An 18,239-nucleotide genomic window follows, 5' to 3' on the forward strand; every position below is an offset into this window, starting at 1 on the left:
GGTTCAGGCCCTTCCGAACAGGCCGGCGGGACGTGCGAGCAGCACGATCGCCATGATGACGAAGATCACCGTGGCCGAGGCCTCCGGCCAGAACACCTTGGTCAGCCCCTCGATCAGGCCGAGGGTGAAGCCGGTGATCACCGAGCCGAGGATCGAGCCCATCCCGCCGATGACGACGACGGCGAAGACCACGATGATCAGGTTGGTCCCCATCTGCGGATTGACCGAGTAGATCGGCGCCGCGAGCACGCCGGCGAGCGCCGCGAGCGCGACGCCGCCGCCGTAGGTGAGCGTGACCATGCGCGGCACGTTCACTCCGAAGGCCTGCACCAGCGGCGCGTTCTCGGTCGCGGCGCGGAGGTAGGCGCCGAGCCGAGTCTTCTCGATCACCAGCCAGGTGGCGAGGCAGAAGAACAGGGCGGCGACCACGACCCAGCCGCGATAGACCGGCATGAACATGAAGCCGAGGTCCCACGCCCCCTGGAGCTCGCTCGGGATGCGGTAGGGCAGGCCGGAGGAGCCGTAATAGTTGCGGAACACCCCCTCGATCACCAGGGCGAGGCCGAAGGTGAGAAGCAGGCCGTAGAGGTGATCGAGCTTGTAGAGGCGGCTGATGAACAGCTTCTCGAGCACCATACCGAAGGCGCCGATGGCGAGCGGCGCGATCAGCATCGCCCACCAGTAGCCGAGGCCGAGGTAGTTGAGCAGCATCCAGGCCGCGAAGGCGCCCATCATGAACAGGGCGCCGTGCGTCATGTTGACGATGTTGAGCAGCCCGAAGATCACCGCGAGGCCGAGCGACAGCATCGCGTAGAAGGCGCCGTTGATCAGGCCGAGGAGGAGCTGTCCGAACAGGAGCGGTGCGGGGATGCCGAAGATCTCGTCCATGAGCGGTGTCTTCCGGGGTCTCGGTCAGCCGCGAAGGAAGGCGCAGCCGCCTTCGTTGAGCGGGCGGAACGCCTCCTCGCCGGGCGTGGTGGCGACCAGCCTGTAGTAGTCCCAGGGGCCGGAGGATTCGGCCGGCGCCTTCACCTGGAACAGATAGGCCGGGTGCAGCTTGCGGCCGTCCTCGCGGATGCGGCCCGGGCCGAAGGCGTCGTCGTCGGTCGGCATCGCCTTCATGCGCTGCACCACCTCGAGCCCGGAGGCCTTGGCGCGCTCCGCGCCGAGGTCGGCCACCGCCTTCAGGTAGTGCAGCGTGGCTCCGTAGCAGCCGGCCGGCACCATGGCAGGCGGGCGGTTCTGGTTGTGCGGGCGGATGCGGGCGGTGAAAGCGCGGGTGCGGTCGTTGAGGTCCCAGTAGAAGCTCTCGGTCAGCAGCAGGCCCTGTCCCTGCTCCAGCCCGAGCGCGTGGATGTCGATCACGCCCATCAGCAGCGCGGCGAAGCGCATGCTGCGGTGCAGGCCGAACTCGCGCGCCGCCTTGATGGTGTTGACGGTGTCGGTGCTGGCGTTCGCCATGCCGAGCACCTTGGCCCGGCTCGCCTGCGCCTGCACGACGAAGGCCGAGAAGTCGGTGGTCTGCGGGAAGGGATAGCGCACCGCGCCGAGCACCCGCCCGCCGGCGGCGCGGACGAAGTTCGCCGTGTCGCGCTCGAGCGCGTGGCCGAAGGCGTAGTCGGCGGTGATGAAGAACCAAGTGTCGCCGCCGGTTCGGGTGATCGCCCCGCCGGTGCCCTTGGCGAGCATGTAGGTGTCGTAGGTCCAGTGGACGGTGTTCGGGCCGCACTGCGCCCCGGTGAGGTCGGAGGTGGCGGCCCCGGAGTTGAGGAACACCTTGTTCTTCTCGCGCGCGATCCCGGCGATCGCGAGCGCCACCGAGGAGGTCGGCACGTCAACGATCGCGTCCACCCCCTGGTCGAACCACTGCCGCGCCAGGTTGGCGCCGACATCGGGCTTGTTCTGGTGGTCGGCCGCGAGCACCTCGATGGCGAAGCCGCGGTTGCGGAACTCCGCCGCCGCCTGCTGGGTGCAGACGACGCTGCCCGGGCCCGTCGTGTCGCGGTAGGGGCCGGACATGTCGGTCAGCACGCCGATGCGGATCGTAGGGGTCGCCTGCGCGCGCCCCGGCCGCGCCGGCAGGGCCGCCGCCGCGGCGCCGGCGGCGGCGAGAAGACCGCGCCGTGCCAGTCCGGTCATTCTTGCTTGCCTCCCTGTGGACGCGGCACCCCCGGCGCCTCCCTACCGCCCGGCTCAGCTCCGCACCAGCGGGCAGCCGCCCTCGGCGAGCGGGCGGAACGCCTCCTCCGCCGGCGTGGTCTGCAGGAGCTTGAGGTAGTCCCACGGGCCGCGGCTCTCCTCCGGCTTCTTCACCTCGAACAGGAAGGAAGGGATGATGCGCCGCCCGTCGGGGCGGATGCGGCCGGTGCCGAAGGCGTCGTCCTCCGTCGGCATCGCCTTCATGCGGTTGATCACCTCCACCCCCGAGGCCTTGGCCTGCGCCACCCCCATGTCCGCCACCGCCTTGAGGTAGTGCAGCACGGCGGAGTAGTTGCCCGCGGTGACCATGTTCGGCGGCTGGTTGTTGGTAAGCCGCCCGCGCACGCGCTGGGTGAAGGCGCGGGTGCGGTCGTTGAGGTCCCAGTAGAAGCTCTCGGTCATGACCAGCCCCTGCGCCGTCTGCAGGCCGAGCGCGTGGACGTCGTCCACGAACATCAGCAGCGCCGCGAGCTTGACCCCGCGCCGCGTCAGGCCGAACTCCGCCGCCTGCTTGATGCAGTTGGTGGTGTCCTGACCGGCGTTGGCGAGGCCGATCACCTTGGCGCGGCTCGCCTGCGCCTGCAGCAGGAAGGAGGAGAAGTCGGTCGTCCCCGGGAAGGGCGTGCGCACGCCGCCCAGGATGCGCCCGCCGGCGGCGCGGACGAAGTTGCTGGTGTCGCGCTCGAGCGCGTGGCCGAAGGCGTAGTCGGCGGTGATGAAGAACCAGGTGTCGCCGCCCGCCCGCACCGTGGCGCCGCCGGTGGACTTCGCCAGCATGTAGGTGTCGTACACCCAGTGGCAGGTCGTCGGCGCGCACTGCGCGCCGGTGAGGTCGGAGGTGGCGGAGCCGACGTTGATGTAGGCCTTGTTGCGCTCGCGGCAGACCTGGTTCACCGCCAGCCCGACCGAGGAGGTCGGCACGTCGAGGATCATGTCCACGCCGTCGCGGTCGATCCACTGCCGCGCGATGTTGGAGCCGACGTCGGGCTTGTTCTGGTGGTCGGCGGCCAGCACCTCGACGTTGAAGCCGCGGTTGCCGAACTCCTCGGCCGCCGCCCTGGCCAGCGCCACGCCGTTGACCCCTCCGATGTAGCTGTAGAGGCCGGACTGGTCGTTCAGCACGCCGATCCGGATGGTGTTCGCGGCCTGCGCGCGCGCAAGGCGCGGCGCGGCCTGCATGAAGGCGGCGCCGACGGCGACGCTGGCGACCAGCTTGCGGCGGGTGAGGGTCATGGGTGCCTCCTTGCGATCGGGGGACAGGCGGCACGCCGGCGCGCGCCGCCCGCCGCGTCCTTGCCTAGCTCCGCACCAGCGGGCAGCCGCCCTCGGCGAGCGGGCGGAACGCCTCCTCCGCCGGCGTGGTCTGCACCAGCTTGAGGTAGTCCCACGGGCCGCGGCTCTCCTCCGGCTTCTTCACCTCGAACAGGAAGGAGGGGATGATGCGCCGCCCGTCGGGACGGATGCGGCCGGTGCCGAAGGCGTCGTCCTCCGTCGGCATCGCCTTCATGCGGTTGACGAGCTCGAGGCCGGAGGCCTTGGCCTGCGCCACCCCCATGTCCGCCACCGCCTTGAGGAAGTGCAGGGTGGCCGAGTAGCAGCCGGCATGGATCATGTTCGGGTAGTTGTTCGGGGTGCGCGGCAGGACGCGGCGCGTGAAGGCGCGGGTGCGGTCGTTGAGGTCCCAGTAGAAGGTCTCGGTGCAGGTCAGGCCCTGCGCCGTCCTGAGCCCCATGCCGTGCACGTCGTTGATGAACAGCAGCAGCGAGGCAAGCCGGATGCCGCGCCGGGTCAGGCCGAACTCCGCCGCCTGCTTGACGCAGTTCTGGGTGTCCGAGCCGGCGTTGGCGAGCCCGATCACCTTCGCCCCGCTGGACTGCGCCTGCAGCAGGAAGGAGGAGAAGTCGGTGGTGCCGGGGAAGGGCGTGCGCACCGCCCCCAGCACCCGCCCGCCGCTCGCCCGCACGAAGTTCATGGTGTCGCGCTCGAGCGCGTGGCCGAAGGCGTAGTCGGCGGTGATGAAGAACCAGGTGTCGCCGCCCGCCTTCACCATCGCCCCGCCGTTCGACTTGGCGAGCATCCAGGTGTCGTAGGCCCAGTGGATGGTGGTCGGCGCGCAGGCCGGCCCGGTGAGATCGGCGGTCGCCGAGCCGACGTTGATGTACGCCTTGCCCTTCTCCCGCGCGATCTGGTTGACGGCGAGCCCGACCGAGGAGGTCGGCACGTCGAGGATCAGGTCCACGCCCTGGTCGTACCACTGCCGCGCGATGTTGGAGCCGACGTCGGGCTTGTTCTGGTGGTCGGCCTGGATCACCTCGATGTTGAAGCCGCGGTTGCCGAATTCCGCCACCGCCTGCTGCGTGCAGGCGACCGAGGTCGGACCGGTGTTGTCGCGATACATGCCCGACATGTCGGTCAGCACGCCGATCCGGATGGTGTTCGCGGCCTGGGCGCGCGCGAGGCGCGGCAGGGAGGTGACCGCGCCGGCGGCGGCGCCCGAGGCGATCAGTGTGCGGCGACCCAGAGTCATCTTGTACGTCTCTCTCCTGATGTTCGGTCCGCGGGGCCGGAGTGCGGCCCGGCCCGCGCTCCCTGCCGTTCGCTGCGTCAGCTCCGCACCAGCGGGCAGCCGCCCTCGGCGAGCGGGCGGAACGCCTCCTCCGCCGGCACGGTCTGCAGCAGCTTGTAGTAGTCCCACGGGCCGCGGCTCTCCTCCGGCTTCTTCACCTCGAACAGGTAGGCCGGGTGCAGCTTGCGGCCGTCCTCGCGGATGCGGCCCGGGCCGAAGGCGTCGTCGTCGGTCGGCATCGCCTTCATCCGCGCGATCACGGCGGCGCCGTCGGCCTTCGCCGCGGCAACGCCCATCTGCTGCACCGTCTTCAGGTAGTGCAGCGTCGCCGAATAGCAGCCCGCCTGCACCATCGTCGGCGGGGCGTTGTTCGGCATGTGCGGCCGCACGCGCTGCGTCAGCGCGCGGGTGCGGTCGTTGAGGTCCCAGTAGAAGGTCTCGGTCAGCACCAGCCCCTGCGCCGTCTGCAGGCCGAGCGCGTGGATGTCGGAGAGGAAGACCAGCAGCCCCGCGAGCTTCACCCCGCGCCGGGTCAGGCCGAACTCCGCCGCCTGCTTGATGCAGTTGATGGTGTCGCCGCCGGCGTTGGCGAGCCCGATCACCTTGGCGCGGCTCGCCTGCGCCTGCACCAGGAACGAGGAGAAGTCGGTGGTGCCGGGGAAGGGCGTGCGCACCGCCCCCAGCACCCGCCCGCCGGCCCGGCGCACGAACTCCGCCGTGTCGCGCTCGAGCGCGTGGCCGAAGGCGTAGTCGGCGGTGATGAAGAACCAGGTGTCGCCGCCCGCCCGCACCATCGCCCCGCCGGTGCCCTTGGCGAGCATGTAGGTGTCGTAGGTCCAGTGGATCGTGTTGGGCGAGCAGGCAGGGCCGGTGAGGTCGGAGGTGGCGGCGGTGCTGTTGAGATAGACCTTGTTCTTCTCGCGCACGACGCCGTTCACGGCGAGCGCCACCGAGGAGGTGGGCACGTCCATGATGACGTCCACCCCGTCGCGGTCGATCCACTGCCGGACGATGTTGGAGCCGACGTCGGGCTTGTTCTGGTGGTCGGCCTGCACCACCTCGACGGCGAAGCCCTGGGCGCCGAACTCCTGGACCGCCTGGCGGACGCAGACGGTCGAGCCCGGCCCGGCAAGGTCGCGATAGAGGCCGGACTGGTCGTTCAGCACCCCGATCTTGATCGTATTCGCCGCCTGGGCGCGCACGCGGCGGCCGGGCAGCGCGGCAGCGAGCGGCGCCGCGGCGGCTCCCGCCAGTAGGCTGCGGCGATCAAGGGTCATCGCACTCTCCTTCCGTTCCGGCCGGCCGGACCGGGGGCCGCCGGCCGAGGCTGGTGTTATGCCTCAACTCCGCACCAGCGGGCAGCCGCCCTCGGCGAGCGGGCGGAACGCCTCCTCCGCCGGCACGGTCTGCAGCAGCTTATAGTAGTCGAAGAGCCCGCGGCTCTCCTCCGGCTTCTTCACCTCGAACAGATAGGCCGGGTGCAGCTTGCGGCCGTCCTCGCGGATGCGGCCCGGGCCGAAGGCGTCGTCGTCGGTCGGCATCGCCTTCATGCGCTGCACCACCGCGCGCCCGTCCGCCTTCGCCGCCGCCACCCCCATGTCCGCCACCGCCTTGAGGTAGTGCAGCACCGCCGAATAGTCGCCCGCCTGCGCCATGCCGAGCGGCACCTGCCCCGCCGCCGCCCGCGCCCGGCGCGCGAAGGCGCGGGTGCGGTCGTTGAGGTCCCAGTAGAAGGTCTCGGAGCAGATCAGCCCCTGCGCGGTGTTCAGGCCGAGGGCGTGCACGTCGGGCAGGAACATCAGCATCGAGGCGAGCTTCACCCCGCGCCGGGTCAGGCCGAACTCCGCCGCCTGCTTGATGCAGTTGATGGTGTCGGTGCCGGCGTTGGCGAGCCCGATCACCTTCGCCCCGCTGGACTGCGCCTGCAACAGGAAGGAGGAGAAGTCGGTGGTGCCGGGGAAGGGCGTGCGCACGCCGCCGAGCACCCGTCCGCCGGCGGCGCGCACGAAGTTCGCCGTGTCGCGCTCGAGCGCATGGCCGAAGGCGTAGTCGGCGGTGATGAAGAACCAGGTGTCGCCGCCCGCCTTCACCATCGCCCCGCCGGTGGACCTGCCGAGCATCCAGGTGTCGTACACCCAGTGGACGGTGTTCGGCGTGCAGGCGCGGCCGGTCAGGTCCGCGGTCGCGGTCGAGGTCGCGATCCCCACCTTGTTCTTCTCGCGCGTCAGTTCCCACAGCGCGAGCGCGACCGAGGAGGCGGCCATGTTGAGGATCATGTCCACGCCGTCGCGGTCGAACCACTGCCGGGCGATGTTCAGGGCCACGTCCGGCTTGTTCTGGTGGTCGGCGAAGACGACCTCGACCTGGAAGCCATGGGCGCCGAATTCCTGCGCCCCGAGCCGCGCGCAGGCGACCGAGACCGGGCCGTTGATGTCCCGATAGGGCCCGGACATGTCGGTCAGCACCCCGATCTTGATCGTGTTCGCCGCCTGGGCGCGGGCCCGCCGCCCCGGCAGCGCCGCAGCCGTCGCCGCCGCCCCGAGCAACGCCCTCCTTGCGATAGCCATCTCCGCGTTCCCTCCCTCTCGCGTCGCTGGGCGCTGGCTGTCGTTCCTCCCGGCGCGCGCGCCCTCTCAGACGCCGAGATACTCGTGCAGCCGCTCCATCGAGGCTCCGAGCTGGTCGTTCGGCACCATGTCCACTACCCGCCCGTTCTCCATCACGTAGTGCCGGTCGGCCACGGTCTGGGCGAAGCGGAAGTTCTGCTCGACCAGCAGCACGGTGAAGCCGCGCGCCTTGATCTCGCGGATGGTGCGGCCGATCTGCTGGACGATGACCGGGGCGAGGCCCTCGGTCGGCTCGTCGAGCAGCAGGAGCTTCGCCCCGGTGCGCAGGATGCGCGCGATCGCGAGCATCTGCTGCTCGCCGCCCGAGAGCTTGGTGCCCTGGCTGCGCGCCCGTTCCTTCAGGTTCGGGAACATGGCGTAGATGGTGCCGAGGTCGAGCCCGCCCGGCTGCACCACGGGGGGCAGCAGCAGGTTCTCGGTGACGTCGAGCGAGGCGAAGATACCCCGCTCCTCCGGGCAGTAGGCGATGCCGCGCCGCGCGATCGCGTCCGAACGCTCGCGGACAAGCTCCTGGCCCTGGTAGCGGATGCTGCCCGAGCGCCGGGGAACCAGCCCCATGATGGCGCGCAGCGTGGTCGTCTTGCCGGCGCCGTTGCGGCCGAGCAGCGTCACCACCTCGCCGTCCTGCACGTCGAGCGAGACCCCGTGCAGCACGTGGCTCTCGCCGTACCAGGCCTCGAGGTCGCGGATCTCAAGCATGCGCGGGCGCCTCCGTGCCGAGATAGGCGGCGATGACCTCGGGATTGCGGCTGACCGAGGCGTAGTCGCCCTCCGCGAGCACCCGCCCGCGGGTCAGCACGGTGATGGTGTCGCACAGGCCCTGCACGACGCGCAGGTTGTGCTCGACCAGCAGCACCGTCCGCCCCGCCGCGACGCGCCTGATCAGCGCCACCACCCGGTCCACGTCCTCGTGCGCCATGCCCGCCGTCGGCTCGTCGAGCAGCATCATCACCGGGTCGAGCGCGAGCGTGGTCGCGATCTCGAGCGCGCGCTTGCGCCCGTAGGGCAGCTCGCCCGCGGTCAGTCCCTCGTAGCCCGCGAGGCCGACGTCCTCGAGCAGCTCGCAGGCGCGCCGGTCGTAGGCACGGAGCAGCGTCTCGGAGCGCCAGAAGTCGAAGCTGCCGCCGCGCTGGCGCTGCAGCGCCAGGCGGACGTTCTCGAGTACGGTCAGGTGCGGGAACACCGCCGAGATCTGGAAGCTCCGCACGAGGCCGAGTCGCGCCACCTCGGCCGGCTTCATGCCGGTGATGTCGCGCCCGTCGTAGCGGATGGTCCCGCGCGTCGGCTGGAGGAATTTGGTGAGCAGGTTGAAGCAGGTGGTCTTGCCGGCGCCGTTGGGGCCGATGAGACCATGGATGGTGCCGCGCCGGACCCGCAGGGAGACGTCGCTCACGGCGACGAAGCCGCGGAACTCCTTGGTCAGCCCCTCCGTTTCCAGGATTGTGTCGGACAAGCCCCTAACGCTCCCTCCTTGGCCCTCGGCCGGCCGCTTCCGGGCCGCGTGGTCGCGTAGGTATGGACACAGGCCGCGCGCCTTGCAAGGCACCCCTGCAACGCATGCGCGGCACCGCGCCGCCGCACGCCCGCGCGGGCACCTGCCCGGCCGGCGGGCGCCGTCAGCCATCCGGGATGCGGTCCGTCCGCCCCGGCGAGGGCGGGCGGACGGGGCGGGGGCGCCGTTCCTTCAGGCCTGCGCCGGGGTCGCCGTCAGCTCCTCCGGCGCCACCTCGCGCTCGGTCACCTTGGCCAGATCGAGCATGAAGTCCACGACCTTCTCCTCGAAGATCGGCGCGCGCAGGCCCTCCGCCGCCTGCGGGTTGCGGCGGAAGAACTCCATCACCTGCTGCTCCTGCCCCGGGTAACGCGCCGCCTCCTGGCGCATGGCGCGGGCCAGCTCCTCCGGCGTGACCTGGATGTTGTTGACCCGGCCGATCTCGGAGAGCAGCAGGCCGAGGCGGATGCGGCGCTCGGCGATGGCGCGGTACTCGGCGCGCAGCGTCGCTTCGTCCTTGCCCCGGTCGTCCTCGTCGAGCCGTCCGGCCTTGAGGTCGGCCTCGACGCGCTGCCAGATCTGGGCGAACTCGGCCTCCACCAGGCCCTCCGGCACCGGGAAGCTCGCCTGCTCGGCGAGCTTGTCGAGCAGCACGCGCTTGACGCGCAGGCGCGAGAGCGCGTCGTACTCCGCCTGGATCTGCTTGCGCACGAACTCCCGCAGCGCGGCGAGGTCGTCGAAGCCGAGCTTCTTCGCCAGCGCGTCGTCCACCGGCGGCACCACCGGGCGCTTGAGCGCCTTCGCCGTCACCTCGAACCGCGCCTCCTTGCCGGCGAGGTCCGCCATCCCGTAGTCGGCCGGGAAGGTGACGGTGACCGTGCGGGTCTCGCCCGGGACGATGCCCTCGAGCTGCTCGGTGAAGCCGGGGATGAAGCCGCTGCCGCCGATCTCGATCGGCATGTCGGTGGCGGAGCCGCCCGGGAAGGGCTCCCACGCCTCCGGCCCGTCGCCTTCGGCGCCCTCCTTGCGGCGCCGCCCCGTGAATTCGCAGATCACCACGTCGCCCTTGGCGGCGGGCCGCGCCTTGGGCACGTCCTCGAGGGTGCGGTTGCGCTCGGCGATCGCGGCCAGCGCCTTCTCCACCTGCTCCTCGGTCGGGCTGGCCTTCAGGCGCTCGAGCGTGATGCCGCCGAAGTCCGGCATCGGCACCTCGGGCATCACCTCGACGTCCATGCGGAACTCGAGGTCCTGGCCCTCGCCGCCGGCCTTCAGCTCGACCTTGGGCTGCAGCGCCGGGCGCAGGCCGCGGTCGCTGATCACCTGGCGGATGGCGTCGCCGACCGACTGCTCCAGCACCTCGCTCATCACCGCGGCGCCGTAGCGCTGGCGGACGATGCCCGCGGGCACCTTGCCGGGGCGGAAGCCCGGGATGCGCAGGTCCTTGGCCAGCGCGGCGAGGCGCTTGTCCCGCTGCGCGGCGATCTCGCCGGCCGGAACCACCACCGTATAGGCCCGCTTCAGTCCCGCGGACTCGAGCTCGGTCACCTGCATCGTCGGAGAATCCACCCTTGCCTCGCGCGCCGGGGGAGCGCGCGTCGCGCCGGATCGCGGCCGGCCGGTGGTGCGGGCGGAGGGATTTGAACCCCCACGGCTTGCGCCACCGGAACCTAAATCCGGCGTGTCTGCCAGTTCCACCACGCCCGCCCGCCGCGCCGTCGGCCGCCCGGCCGACCCCGTCCGGCGGCAGTCGTGAAGGAGCCCGTGTAGCGCGGCCGGGCCGGAGGCGGAAGGGGCCGGACGCTCCCGCCCCGCCGGTTCCCGTCGCTCAGGCGCTCCCGAGCAGCGCCTGGGCGCAGGCGTCGAGGATCGCCTCCACGTCGAGACCGTACGCCCGGTAGAGGTCCGGGATGTCGCCGGCCTGGCCGAACCGGTCCACGCCGAGCGGCACCACCCGCTGCCCGCGCACCGCGCCGAGCCAGGCGTGCGCTGCCGGATGCCCGTCCAGCACCGTCACCAGCGCGCCCCCCGGCGCGAGCGGGGCGAGCAGCGCCTCGACATGGCTCGGCGGCACGCCGCGCTCGCCCGCGCGCGCCCGCCGCCGCGCGGCGAGCCAGCCCGCGTGCAGCCGGTCGGGCGAGGTGATGGCGAGCAGACCGGCGCCGGGCTCGTCCTCGCGCAGCTGGGCGAAGGCCTCCATCGCCTCCGGCGCGACCGGACCCTGGTAGGCGATGGCGATGCGCGCGCCCGGCGCCGGCGGCACCACCCAGTGCGCGCCGGCGATCACCGCGGCGGGGTCGAGCCGCCGCTCCGGCTGGGAGAGCGGCCGGGTCGAGAGCCGGAGCCAGACCGCGGAGCCGTCCGGCCGCTGCATGTGCTCGAACGCCCAGCGCATCAGGATCGCGAGCTCGTCCGCGTGCGCCGGCTCGAAGCTCGCGAGCCGGTCCTGCGCCATGCCGAGGAGCGGCGTGTTGACGCTCTGGTGCTGCCCGCCCTCGGGCGCGAGGGTGAGGCCGGAGGGGGTGCTCACCAGCAGGAAGCGCGCATCCTGGTAGCAGCCGTAGATCAGCGCATCGAGGCCGCGGTTGACGAACGGGTCGTACACCGTGCCGACGGGCAGCAGCCGCGCCCCGTAGAGGCTGTGCGAGAGCCCGAGCGCGGCGAGCACCAGGAACAGGTTCTGCTCGGCGATGCCGAGCTCGATGTGCTGGCCCGCGGGCGACATGCCCCAGCGCTGGGCGGAGGCGAGCTTGGCGTCGCGGAACACGTCGTTCTTGGTGTGCCGGTCGAAGATGCCGCGCCGGTTCACCCAGGGGCCGAGATTGGTCGAGACCGTGACGTCCGGGCTGGTGGTGACGATGCGCGCGGCGAGCGCGGCGAGCTCGCCCTGCCCGCGCCCGATCTCGGCCAGGATGTCGCCGAACGCCGCCTGGGTGGAGAGCTTCCGCCCCGGCGCCGCCTTCGGCACCGGCAGCGCCGCGGGCACCGGCACGGCGGGCGCCGAGAGCGCTCGGCCCTCCGGCGCGAGGGGCCGGGCGAAGGGCACGGCGGCGAGGAAGGCGCGCAGCTCCTCCTCCGGCACGTCGAGGCCCTCGAACGGGTCCCATTCGTGGCCGTCGCGGATGTTCATGCTGCGCTTGAACTCGGCCATCTGCTCCGGCGTCATCAGGCCGGCGTGATTGTCCTTGTGGCCGGCGAAGGGCAGGCCCATGCCCTTGATGGTGTAGGCGATGAAGCAGGTGGGCTGGTCCGAGGCCGCGGCCTGGGCGTGGAAGGCCTCGAGCAGCGTCTCGATGTCGTGCCCGCCGAGATTGGTCATCAGGGCGTGCAGCTCCGCGTCCGAGAGCGGATCGATGATCGCCCGCACGCCCTCCGCCCGGCCGAGATCGGCGAGCAGCGCGTTGCGCCAGGCGGCGCCGCCCTGGAAGGTGAGCGCGGCGTAGAGGCTGTTCGGGCACTCGTCGATCCAGCGCCGGAGCGCCTCGCCCCCCGGGCGCGCGAAGGCGGCCCGCAGGCGCCGGCCGTACTTCAGCGTGACGACGTTCCAGCCCATGTCGCGGAACAGGCCCTCGATGCGGCCGAACAGGCGGTCGGGCACGACGGAATCGAGGCTCTGGCGGTTGTAGTCCACCACCCACCAGAGGTTGCGCACGTCGTGCTTCCAGCCCTCGAGCAGGGCCTCGTAGATGTTGCCCTCGTCGAGCTCGGCGTCGCCGACCACGGCGACGTGCCGTCCCGCGGGGATGTCGGGCCGCGCGAGGCCGTGCAGGCGGACGTAGTCCTGCACCAGGCTGCCGAAGGTGGTCATGGCGACACCGAGGCCGACCGAGCCGGTGGAGAAGTCCACCTCCGGCCCGTCCTTGACGCGCGAGGGATAGGGCTGGATGCCGCCGAACTGCCGCAGGGTGGCGAGCCGCTCCCGCGTCTGCCGCCCGAGCAGGTAGTTCACGGCGTGGAACACCGGCCCGGCGTGCGGCTTCACCGCCACCCGGTCCTGCGGCCGCAGCACCTCGAAGTAGAGCGCGGCCAGGATCGAGATCACCGAGGCGCAGGAGGCCTGATGGCCGCCCACCTTGAGCCCGTCGCGGTTGGGGCGGACGTGGTTCGCGTGGTGGATCATCCAGGCGGAGAGCCAGAGCAGCTTGCGCTCGAGCGCGCGCAGGGCGCGCAGGCGGCCGGCGTCCTCGCCCGGCGTCCCGGCCGGCGCCGGCCTGCGCTGCGCAACGACGGTCATGCGATGTCCTCCACCTCCGGCGCGGGGGATGCCCGGCGAAGCGCGCCCATCATAGCGGCCCGCGCGCGGCGGCGGGAACGGACGCGCGGCGGCCGCTTCCCCCTGCCGCGCCGCGCCCTGGCCCCGGCGGCCTCAGCCCCAGCCCCGCGCCAGGCGCCTCAGCGCCGTCGCCGCCGGGCGCTTGCCCTCGCCCACGTAGTCCTCGTGGTAGTCCTCGATCTTCGCCGGGTCGTAGAGGTAGTTGACCATCAGCCCGGCGCTCTCGCGCAGGCCCTTCTCGGAGACGTCGGCCTTCCAGTTGATCCGCTCGATGCGCGCGCCGTTGGAGAGGTGGAAGTGCGCCACCGGGTCGCGCGCGCGCTTTGGGTCGCGCGGGTCGCTCTCGGCGAGCAGGTAGCGGGCGCAGAGGCGGGTCAGCACCGGCTCCAGCACCTTCGCCAGCGCCTCGTCGCGGTGCCAGCCGCGGCGCGCGAGCAGGCGGCGCAGCGCCTGCGCGCCCCCGGACGGCGGCATCGTGCCGGCGGGCGCGGCCCCCGGCCCTGCCGCCGCCCCCTCCGGCGCCGGCAGGGCGGGCGGCGGCGGCGCCGCCGCGAGCAGCGCCTCCGCCTCGGCCTCGGAGAGCAGCCTCGGGTCCTCGGCGAGCGCGTGCTCGAGCCAGCGGCAGAAGCCCGGGATCGGCGAGAGCGTCGCGAAGGTCTTGAGGTTGCGGAACTCGGCGCCGAGCAGCGCGACGACGCGCTTGATGAGGAAATTGCCGAAGGAGATTCCGGCGAGGCCGCGCTGGCAGTTGTTGATCGAGTAGAAGATCGCGGTGTCGGCCTCGCGCGGATCGAGCAGGGGCGCCTTCTCGTCGAGCAGGCGCTGCACGCTTCCCGCCATGCCCTCGACGAGGGCCACCTCGACGAAGATCAGCGGCTCGTCCGGCATGCGCGGATGGAAGAAGGCGTAGCAGCGCCGGTCGGAGTCGAGCCGGTTCTTGAGGTCGCGCCAGGTGCGGATGCGGTGCACCGCCTCGTAGCCGACCAGCTTCTCGAGCAGCGAGGCCGGCGAGGACCAGTCGATGCGCCGCAGGTCGAGGAAGCCGACGTCGAACCAGCTGGCGAGCAGCGACTTGAGGTCGGCCTCCAGCGCCGCGAGCAGCGGGTCGCCGTTGGCCGCGCGCAGCAGATGGGCGCGCAGGTTGACCAGGAACTTCACCCCGTCCGGGATGGTGGTGAACTGCGTCAGGAGGCGCAGGCGCGGCGGCTCCAGCGCGCGGCGGAGCTGGGCCTGCGCGGCGGAGCGCTCGGCCCGGTCGCGCGCCGCCTGGACGCGCTCGATGGCACGCGCCACCATCTCCGGATCGGAGTCAAAGCCGGCGAGCGCGCGCAGGAAGGCAAGGCGCCCGGCCTCGTCGGCGGCGAGGTATTCCTGGGCCAGCCGGGCGGCGCGGTTGCGCGCCGAGACCTCGCCGCCGCGCCCGTCGAGGCAGGCGCGCATCTGCGCCTCGATCCCCTCCTCGGCGCCGCCCGCCACCGCCGAGGCCATGTCGCGCCAGAGGCTGGCGACACGCCGCAGCGCCCGGTCGAACAGGCCGATCTGCTCGGGCTGGGAAGTCGGGATGGCGATGTCCGACATGCGGCCCCTCACGCTGATCGTCGTCCTCACCGGATGTAACCTAGCGCAACGCGGCGTGAAGGACAGGCGCCGTCCACGGCGGACAGCGCCGCCGGCAGGAAGTTGATGAGGTCCTCCGCGATCAGGCCCTGCGGTTGCTGCAACGCAGCGGCGCCCTGCAGCCACGCCCCGGCGCAGGCCGCCTCGAACGGCGCCATGCCGCGGGCGAGCAGCGCGCCGATGATGCCGGCCAGCACGTCGCCGCTGCCCGCCGTGGCGAGGGAAGACGGGGCATTGGCGTTGATCGCGACCCGCCCGTCCGGGGCGGCGATCACCGTGTCCGGCCCCTTGAGCAGCACCGCCGCGCCGGTCAGCGCGGCGGCGCGGCGCGCGGCGGCGGGCTTGTCGCCGCCGACCGGGCCGAAGACGCGGGCGTACTCCCCCTCATGCGGGGTGAGGACGGCGGCGCCGCGCAGCGCCTCGGGTGCGTCCGCGCACGCGGTGATCGCCCCGGCATCGGCCAGCACCTGGCGCCCCCCGGCCGCGAGGAGCCGGCGCAGCGCGGCGCGGGTGGCCGGCTCCGGGGCGAGGCCGGGGCCGATCACCCAGGCGCGGCGCCGCGCATCGGCGAGCAGCGCGGCGAGCGGCTCCTCGGTGACGATCGTGCCCGGCTCGCCGGCGCGGCAGGCGGCGGCCGAGGCGGCGTCCGGCGCGGCGATCGTCACCAGCCCCGCGCCCGCCCGCCGCGCCGCGCCGGCGACCAGCCGCGCGGCGCCGGTCATCGCCGGCCCGCCGACGACGGTGAGGTGGCCACGCGCGTATTTGTGCACCGCGGCCCCATGCTCCGGCAGCCGCCAGAGCGCGCCCGGGAGGTTGACGAAGCTGCGCGGCGCGACCGCGGCGAGCACCGCGGCGGGCAGGCCGATGTCGGCGAGCAGCGTCTCGCCGCAGAGGATGCGCCCGGGCAGCAGCAGGTGCCCGGGCTTGAGCCGGAAGAAGGTGACGGTGAGCGCGGCCTGCGGCGCGACGCCGCGCACCTGCCCGGTCGCGCCGTCCACGCCCGAGGGCACGTCCACCGCGAGCACCGCGCGGCCGGCGCAGGCGGCGAGCGTCGCCGCCACGACTCCCTCCACCGGCCGGGCCAGGCCGGCGCCGAACACCGCGTCGATGACCAGCGCGGCGCGCGCCACCGCCTCGGGCCCGAACGGCACCGTCGGTCCGCGCCAGCGCGCCGCCGCCGCCGCCGCGTCGGAGCCGGCGCGCGGCGGGGCGAGCGCGGCCACCGCGACCGGCCAGCCGGCTTGCTCCAAAAGCCGCGCCGCGACATAGCCGTCGCCGCCGTTGTTGCCGGGCCCGGCCAGCACCACGGTCGGGCCGGGCCGGAAGCGGCGCAGGGCGGCGCGGGCGACCGCGCGCCCGGCCGCCTCCATCAGCGCGAGGCCGGACACGCCGCCGGCGATCGCCAGCGCGTCGGCGCGCGCCATCTCCTCCGGCGTCAGCAGCTCGGGCGGGAGCGACGGCGCCGGGACGGCCGGATCGCTCCCGGCGGCGCCGATCGGGGGGACGGAACGACGGGTCACGGCTCAGCCTCCTGGCGGCCGCGGCGGCCGCGCGGGCGAGGCGCCTCCCGGCCGGCCGCGCCTCCCGCCGGCCCCTGCCCTACTGCGGCTGCACCCCGGCGGCGCGGAGGATCGCCGTGTAGCGCTCCACCCCTTCGCGCACCAGCGCCATCACCTGCTCCGGCGTGTCATAGCCGTCACGCGGCGTGACGCCCGCCATCTCGCGCAGCTTGTCGGCGTTCTGCCGGATCGCCTGGCGGAAGGCGGCGCCGAGGCTGGCGAGGACCGGCGCGGGCGTGCCGGCGGGGGCGAGGATGGGGAAGAACTCCTCGTGGATCAGCCGCGGCAGGCCGGCTTCCGGCGCCGAAGGCACGTCGGGCAGCACCGGGCTGCGGGTCTCGGCCAGCACTGCGAGCGCGCGCAGGCCGCCGCCGCGGATCTGGCCGATCGAGGAGGCCATGGTCGGGGTGCCGAACTGCGACTCGCCGCTCACCAGCGCCGCCACGCCGGGCCCGCCGCCGCGGTAGTGCACGATCTCGACCTCGACCCCGGTGAGGCTGCGGAACAGCTCGCCCGCCACATGCACGCCGCTGCCGAGGCCGGCGGAGGCGAAGTTGTAGCGCCCCGGATTGGCCCGCAGCAGGGCCACCAGCTCCTGCGCGGTCTGCACCGGCAGGCGCGGATTGACCGCCAGCACGTGCGGCGAGAAGCCGGCCACCGCCACGCCCGCGAAGTCGTTCACCGCGTCGTAGGGCATGCGCGCGACGATCGCCGGGACCGTGGCGTGGGCGCTGTTGATCAGCACCGTGTGGCCATCGGCCGGCGAGCGCGCGACATGTTCGGCGCCGACCATGCTGCCGGCGCCCGCCCGGTTCTCCACCACCAGCGGCTGGCCGAGGGCCTGGCTCACCGATTCGGTCAGGATCCGGCCCACGATGTCGTTCGAGCCGCCGGGCGCGAAGGGAACGATCAGGCGGACGGGACGCGTCGGCCGCCAGGCGGGGGCGCTCTGCGCGCGTACCACCGCCGGGGCGAGGCCGGCGGCGAGGGCAAGGGCGAGGGCTTGGCGGCGATGCGGCATGCGGGCGTCTCCTTGGCTGTTGGGTGCGCCGCGCTGGCGCCGCGCGGGGACCGGCGCGCAGCACGTCGTTGCCGCCCCCATGCTTAGCCCGATCCGCCGCCGGCGCCAGACCCGGCGTGGATCGCCGGCGCCTGCCGCGCTATCAGGGCGGCTCGGGGCGGCGCGGCCGCCGCCCGGCGCCGTCGCCGCGGCCGGGGGCGGGGGAGCGGCGCCGCAAAGGGGCACGGGCATTCCGCATGGCCTTCGTGGTGGCGGTGGCACAGCGCAAGGGCGGAGCGGGGAAGTCCACCGTCGCGGCGACGCTCGCCACCGCGCTCGCGGCGGCGGGGGCGCGCGTGGCGCTGCTCGACACCGATCCGCAGGGCACGCTCGCCCGCTGGCATGCCGAGCGGTGCCGGGCGCAGGGCGGGCGCGGCGCGCCGCACCCGCTGGTCTTCGACGCCCCGGCGGGCTGGCGGGTCGGCGGCGCGCTGGACCGGCTGCGCCGGGGCGCAGGCGCCGAGGTCGTGCTGCTCGACACCCCGCCGCACGACGACACGGACGCCCGGCTCGCGATCCGCAACGCGGACCTGGTGCTGGTGCCGCTGCAGCCCTCGCCGGCCGACCTCTGGGCGACCGAGGCGACGCTGGGGCTGGCGGCGGCCGAGCGGCGGCCGGTGCGGCTGGTGCTGAACCGCGTCCCGGCGGCCGGCCGGCTCGCGCCGCAGATCGCGGCCGAGATCGCCCGGCGCGGGCTGCCGCTGCTCGAGACGACGCTCGGCAACCGCAGCGCCTATGCCAGCGCCTTCGCTTGGGGCCTCGGGGTGGTGGAGGCGGCGCCGCGCAGCGTCGCGGCGGAGGAGGCGCGCCGGCTGGCTGCGGCGGTCGCGGCGCTCGGAGGAGGGTGAA

General features: G+C 73.4%; 14 protein-coding genes and 1 tRNA gene. 1 reads left to right on the plus strand and 14 read right to left on the minus strand.

The annotated features are described in order from the left end of the window. Positions 1 to 3: 3 nt before the first annotated feature. The 14 genes from K1J50_RS03865 to K1J50_RS03930 all read right to left on the minus strand — a co-directional run bounded on the left by K1J50_RS03865 (position 4) and on the right by K1J50_RS03930 (position 17,351). Positions 4 to 888, minus strand: coding sequence for a branched-chain amino acid ABC transporter permease (locus tag K1J50_RS03865; RefSeq protein ID WP_220116121.1), 885 nt, complete (start codon positions 886 to 888; stop codon positions 4 to 6). Positions 889 to 912: 24 nt separating this feature from the next. After that, entirely contained in the window at positions 913 to 2,139 is a 1,227-nt protein-coding gene (locus K1J50_RS03870; protein ID WP_220116122.1) for an ABC transporter substrate-binding protein, read from the minus strand. A gap of 54 nt (positions 2,140 to 2,193) precedes the next feature. After that, positions 2,194 to 3,432, minus strand: a complete 1,239-nt coding sequence (locus K1J50_RS03875) for an ABC transporter substrate-binding protein (protein WP_220116123.1) — start codon at positions 3,430 to 3,432, stop codon at positions 2,194 to 2,196. Positions 3,433 to 3,496: 64 nt separating this feature from the next. Continuing rightward, complete coding sequence (locus tag K1J50_RS03880) at positions 3,497 to 4,726, minus strand: ABC transporter substrate-binding protein (protein ID WP_220116124.1); 1,230 nt, start codon at positions 4,724 to 4,726, stop codon at positions 3,497 to 3,499. 77 nt (positions 4,727 to 4,803) lie between these two features. Beyond that, complete coding sequence (locus tag K1J50_RS03885) at positions 4,804 to 6,042, minus strand: ABC transporter substrate-binding protein (RefSeq protein WP_220116125.1); 1,239 nt, start codon at positions 6,040 to 6,042, stop codon at positions 4,804 to 4,806. A 63-nt stretch (positions 6,043 to 6,105) separates the two neighbouring features. Then, entirely contained in the window at positions 6,106 to 7,332 is a 1,227-nt protein-coding gene (locus K1J50_RS03890; protein WP_220116126.1) for an ABC transporter substrate-binding protein, read from the minus strand. 66 nt (positions 7,333 to 7,398) lie between these two features. Further along, positions 7,399 to 8,091 carry an ABC transporter ATP-binding protein gene (locus K1J50_RS03895; protein ID WP_220116127.1) on the minus strand — a complete coding sequence of 231 codons (693 nt, stop codon included), beginning with the start codon at positions 8,089 to 8,091 and terminating at the stop codon, positions 7,399 to 7,401. Then, positions 8,084 to 8,845: an ABC transporter ATP-binding protein gene (locus K1J50_RS03900; RefSeq protein ID WP_220116128.1), complete on the minus strand. Its 762-nt coding sequence runs from the start codon at positions 8,843 to 8,845 to the stop codon at positions 8,084 to 8,086. The genes K1J50_RS03895 and K1J50_RS03900 overlap by 8 nt, the downstream gene beginning before the upstream one ends. A gap of 231 nt (positions 8,846 to 9,076) precedes the next feature. Then, positions 9,077 to 10,435: a trigger factor gene (gene tig / locus K1J50_RS03905; RefSeq protein WP_220116129.1), complete on the minus strand. Its 1,359-nt coding sequence runs from the start codon at positions 10,433 to 10,435 to the stop codon at positions 9,077 to 9,079. 68 nt (positions 10,436 to 10,503) lie between these two features. Further along, positions 10,504 to 10,588, minus strand: a tRNA-Leu gene (locus tag K1J50_RS03910). Between the two features lie 121 nt (positions 10,589 to 10,709). Further along, entirely contained in the window at positions 10,710 to 13,115 is a 2,406-nt protein-coding gene (locus tag K1J50_RS03915; RefSeq protein WP_220116130.1) for a 1-deoxy-D-xylulose-5-phosphate synthase N-terminal domain-containing protein, read from the minus strand. Between the two features lie 132 nt (positions 13,116 to 13,247). Continuing rightward, on the minus strand, positions 13,248 to 14,762 hold the full coding sequence (locus tag K1J50_RS03920) for a malonyl-CoA decarboxylase (protein WP_369413515.1): 1,515 nt from the start codon (positions 14,760 to 14,762) through the stop codon (positions 13,248 to 13,250). Beyond that, complete coding sequence (locus K1J50_RS03925) at positions 14,759 to 16,267, minus strand: NAD(P)H-hydrate dehydratase (RefSeq protein WP_408869360.1); 1,509 nt, start codon at positions 16,265 to 16,267, stop codon at positions 14,759 to 14,761. The genes K1J50_RS03920 and K1J50_RS03925 overlap by 4 nt, the downstream gene beginning before the upstream one ends. A gap of 103 nt (positions 16,268 to 16,370) precedes the next feature. After that, a complete protein-coding gene (locus K1J50_RS03930; RefSeq protein ID WP_220116131.1) occupies positions 16,371 to 17,351 on the minus strand; it encodes a Bug family tripartite tricarboxylate transporter substrate binding protein in 981 nt (326 codons plus the stop codon). Between the two features lie 236 nt (positions 17,352 to 17,587). On the opposite strand from K1J50_RS03930, the gene parA reads away from it, so the two are divergent. Then, on the plus strand, positions 17,588 to 18,238 hold the full coding sequence (parA, locus tag K1J50_RS03935; protein WP_220116132.1) for a ParA family partition ATPase: 651 nt from the start codon (positions 17,588 to 17,590) through the stop codon (positions 18,236 to 18,238). Position 18,239: the final 1 nt, after the last annotated feature.

Origin of the sequence: Caldovatus aquaticus (assembly GCF_019458025.1) — a bacterium.
GTDB lineage: Bacteria > Pseudomonadota > Alphaproteobacteria > Acetobacterales > Acetobacteraceae > Caldovatus > Caldovatus aquaticus.

What these genes read in the sequence shown, in the direction of transcription:
- K1J50_RS03890 (WP_220116126.1), bottom strand. Translation starts at nt 7,332, where the DNA reads ATGGCTATCGCAAGGAGGGCGTTGCTCGGGGCGGCGGCGACGGCTGCG.
- K1J50_RS03865 (WP_220116121.1), bottom strand. Translation starts at nt 888, where the DNA reads ATGGACGAGATCTTCGGCATCCCCGCACCGCTCCTGTTCGGACAGCTC.
- K1J50_RS03915 (WP_220116130.1), bottom strand. Translation starts at nt 13,115, where the DNA reads ATGACCGTCGTTGCGCAGCGCAGGCCGGCGCCGGCCGGGACGCCGGGC.
- K1J50_RS03875 (WP_220116123.1), bottom strand. Translation starts at nt 3,432, where the DNA reads ATGACCCTCACCCGCCGCAAGCTGGTCGCCAGCGTCGCCGTCGGCGCC.
- K1J50_RS03895 (WP_220116127.1), bottom strand. Translation starts at nt 8,091, where the DNA reads ATGCTTGAGATCCGCGACCTCGAGGCCTGGTACGGCGAGAGCCACGTG.
- K1J50_RS03885 (WP_220116125.1), bottom strand. Translation starts at nt 6,042, where the DNA reads ATGACCCTTGATCGCCGCAGCCTACTGGCGGGAGCCGCCGCGGCGCCG.
- K1J50_RS03870 (WP_220116122.1), bottom strand. Translation starts at nt 2,139, where the DNA reads ATGACCGGACTGGCACGGCGCGGTCTTCTCGCCGCCGCCGGCGCCGCG.
- K1J50_RS03880 (WP_220116124.1), bottom strand. Translation starts at nt 4,726, where the DNA reads ATGACTCTGGGTCGCCGCACACTGATCGCCTCGGGCGCCGCCGCCGGC.
- K1J50_RS03930 (WP_220116131.1), bottom strand. Translation starts at nt 17,351, where the DNA reads ATGCCGCATCGCCGCCAAGCCCTCGCCCTTGCCCTCGCCGCCGGCCTC.
- tig (WP_220116129.1), bottom strand. Translation starts at nt 10,435, where the DNA reads ATGCAGGTGACCGAGCTCGAGTCCGCGGGACTGAAGCGGGCCTATACG.
- parA (WP_220116132.1), top strand. Translation starts at nt 17,588, where the DNA reads ATGGCCTTCGTGGTGGCGGTGGCACAGCGCAAGGGCGGAGCGGGGAAG.